Raw genomic sequence first — 2223 nt, 5'->3', positions numbered from 1 at the left:
CGGCGACTGGGCGCGCGGGCGGCCGGCGCGATGATCGAGGAGGCGATGGGCGAACTCGCCCGGGGCCTGCACGGGCAGGGTGTGCGACATTTCGTGGTCGCGGGCGGCGAGACCTCGGGCGCCGTGGTGCTGGCGCTGGGGGTGAAGATGCTTCAGATCGGGGCGCCGATCGCACCCGGCGTGCCGGCCACCGTCAGTGTCGGCGCGGACAGGACGGGCTTTGCGTTGAAATCCGGCAATTTCGGCGGAACGGATTTCTTTGCCGACGCCTTGACGGCTCTTGCCGGGCCGGATGCCGCGGCCAGTCCGGACGGGATGACGGAGCGGGAGGCGGGGTGATGAACATGGAAAACGCGGGTCGCGAGGAAATATGTGCGGTGGGGCTGAGCCTGTACCAGCGCGGCTATACCGTCGGCAGTTCGGGCAATATCAGCATGCGCCTGGAGGACGGATGGCTGGTGACGCCGACCGATGCATGCCTTGGGCGGCTGGATCCCACCGCGATCGCGCGGATTTCCTCGGACGGTGCGTGGATTTCCGGCGGCCGGCCGTCGAAGACGCTGGCGCTGCATCGGCGCATCTATGACCGGCGGCCCGATTGCCGGGGGGTGGTGCATACCCATTCGACGCATCTGGTGGCGTTGACATTGGCCGGGGTGTACAGCCCCGATGCGGTCCTGCCGCCCATCACGCCCTATCAGGTCATGAAGGTGGGGCGGATTCCGCTGATCGCCTATGACCGGCCAGGGGCGCCGGCCGTGGCCGAGCGGGTCGGGGCCGTCGCGGCGGCGGTGCGCGGCGTGATGCTGGAGCGGCTGGGACCCGTCATGTGGGGGGCCAGCGTGACCGAGGCGGCGGACGCGCTGGAGGAACTGGAAGAGACCGCGCGCCTGTGGCTGATGACCGATCCACGCCCGGCGCCGCTGGGACGGGAACAGGTCGCGGAATTGTGCCGGACGTTCGGGGTCGAGTGGTCGTGATCGTCCGGCGCGAACCTGGAGTTTCCGGACTTGGAGAAAGACGTCATGCCTGCCTTTGCCGCGAACCTGACGATGAATTACGTCGAGCATGATTTCCTGGATCGCTTCGCCGCCGCCGCCGCGGATGGATTTCGAGGGGTGGAGTTTCTGTTCCCCTATGCGTTCGCGGCAGCGGATGTCCGGTCGCGCCTGAGGGATCATGACCTGGTGATGGCGTTGTTTAACGCTCCGCCGGGCGACTGGGCGGCCGGCGAGCGGGGGCTGGCTGCGCTGCCGGGCCGGCAGGACGCGTTTCGGCGCAGCATCGACACCGGGCTGGCCTATGCCGCCATGCTGGGGAATCGGCGGCTGCATGTGATGGCCGGGCTATGCCCCGATCCGGACGCCTGGGGACGGTATCGGGATGTCTATATCGACAATATCGCCTTTGCGGCCCGTCAGGCGCGCGATGCCGGCATCACGATCGTACTGGAAGCGATCAATAGCCGCGACATGCCGGGTTATTTCCTGACCCGGCAAGAGGATGCCGCCGCGGTATGCGCCGACGTGGGCGCGGAGAATGTGCGGATCCTGTTCGATTTGTATCATGCGCAGATCATGCAGGGCGATGTCGCCACCCGCCTGCGCGCGCTGATGCCCGTCATCGGCCACGTGCAGGTCGCGGGCGTGCCCGATCGCCACGAGCCCGATGACGGGGAACTGGCCTGTCCCTATCTGTTCGGACTGCTCGACGCGTCGGGATATGACGGATGGGTGGGGTGCGAGTATCGCCCCCGCACCACGATGCGCGCGGGGCTGGAATGGATCGCGCCCTGGCGCGGGCGGGTGGCCGGCGTGCCGTAGCCCCGGTGGGGCATGTCGGCGGGAGCCGGGAGATCGGCCTTCGCATCAGGATTGGGTCCGGCGGGAGGCATCGCCGAGGCGCGTGCGCTCCGTGGCGGGTGATCATGTCCTGGAGCGGTGATATGAGGCAGGGTGAACGGCCGGGCGGCGTGGGATTTGTTGCGGATCGTCAAAGTAAGCTTTGAAAGCTTCCGATCGAACGGCGGGCGGATTTCGTTCTTGGATGAGAACAACGCCATCCTCATCGAACGAGAGCCTTATGCGACATCCTGCCGGTTTTCAGTGCCCTTCCTGCCTGCCGCGACGGGGACGGCGCGTGCTGTTCAGCGCGGTGCTGCTGGCTGGGGTCAGTTCGATGGCCGCGCATGCGGCGCCGGCCGGGGCGCAGGCGCCCGTTCTG

General features: G+C 67.7%; 3 protein-coding genes. All 3 read left to right on the top strand.

Going from position 1 to position 2223, the window contains the following annotated elements:
- Positions 1–339 (top strand): nucleotide-binding domain containing protein (locus HUK84_RS15510; protein ID WP_281362833.1); only part of this gene is annotated, 339 nt, incomplete at its 5' end.
- Positions 339–980, top strand: coding sequence for a 3-oxo-tetronate 4-phosphate decarboxylase (otnC, locus tag HUK84_RS15505; protein WP_176641088.1), 642 nt, complete (start codon positions 339–341; stop codon positions 978–980). The genes HUK84_RS15510 and otnC, both read left to right, overlap by 1 nt.
- 45 nt (positions 981–1025) lie before the next feature.
- Positions 1026–1823, top strand: a complete 798-nt coding sequence (gene otnI, locus HUK84_RS15500) for a 2-oxo-tetronate isomerase (protein WP_176641087.1) — start codon at positions 1026–1028, stop codon at positions 1821–1823.
- Positions 1824–2223: the final 400 nt, after the last annotated feature.

Origin of the sequence: Nguyenibacter vanlangensis, assembly GCF_013376155.1 — a bacterium.
In the GTDB taxonomy this organism is placed as follows: Bacteria; Pseudomonadota; Alphaproteobacteria; order Acetobacterales; family Acetobacteraceae; genus Gluconacetobacter; species Gluconacetobacter vanlangensis.
This window is presented reverse-complemented; position numbering and strand designations above follow the sequence as displayed.

What these genes read in the sequence shown, in the direction of transcription:
- otnC (WP_176641088.1), top strand. Translation starts at nt 339, where the DNA reads ATGAACATGGAAAACGCGGGTCGCGAGGAAATATGTGCGGTGGGGCTG.
- otnI (WP_176641087.1), top strand. Translation starts at nt 1,026, where the DNA reads ATGCCTGCCTTTGCCGCGAACCTGACGATGAATTACGTCGAGCATGAT.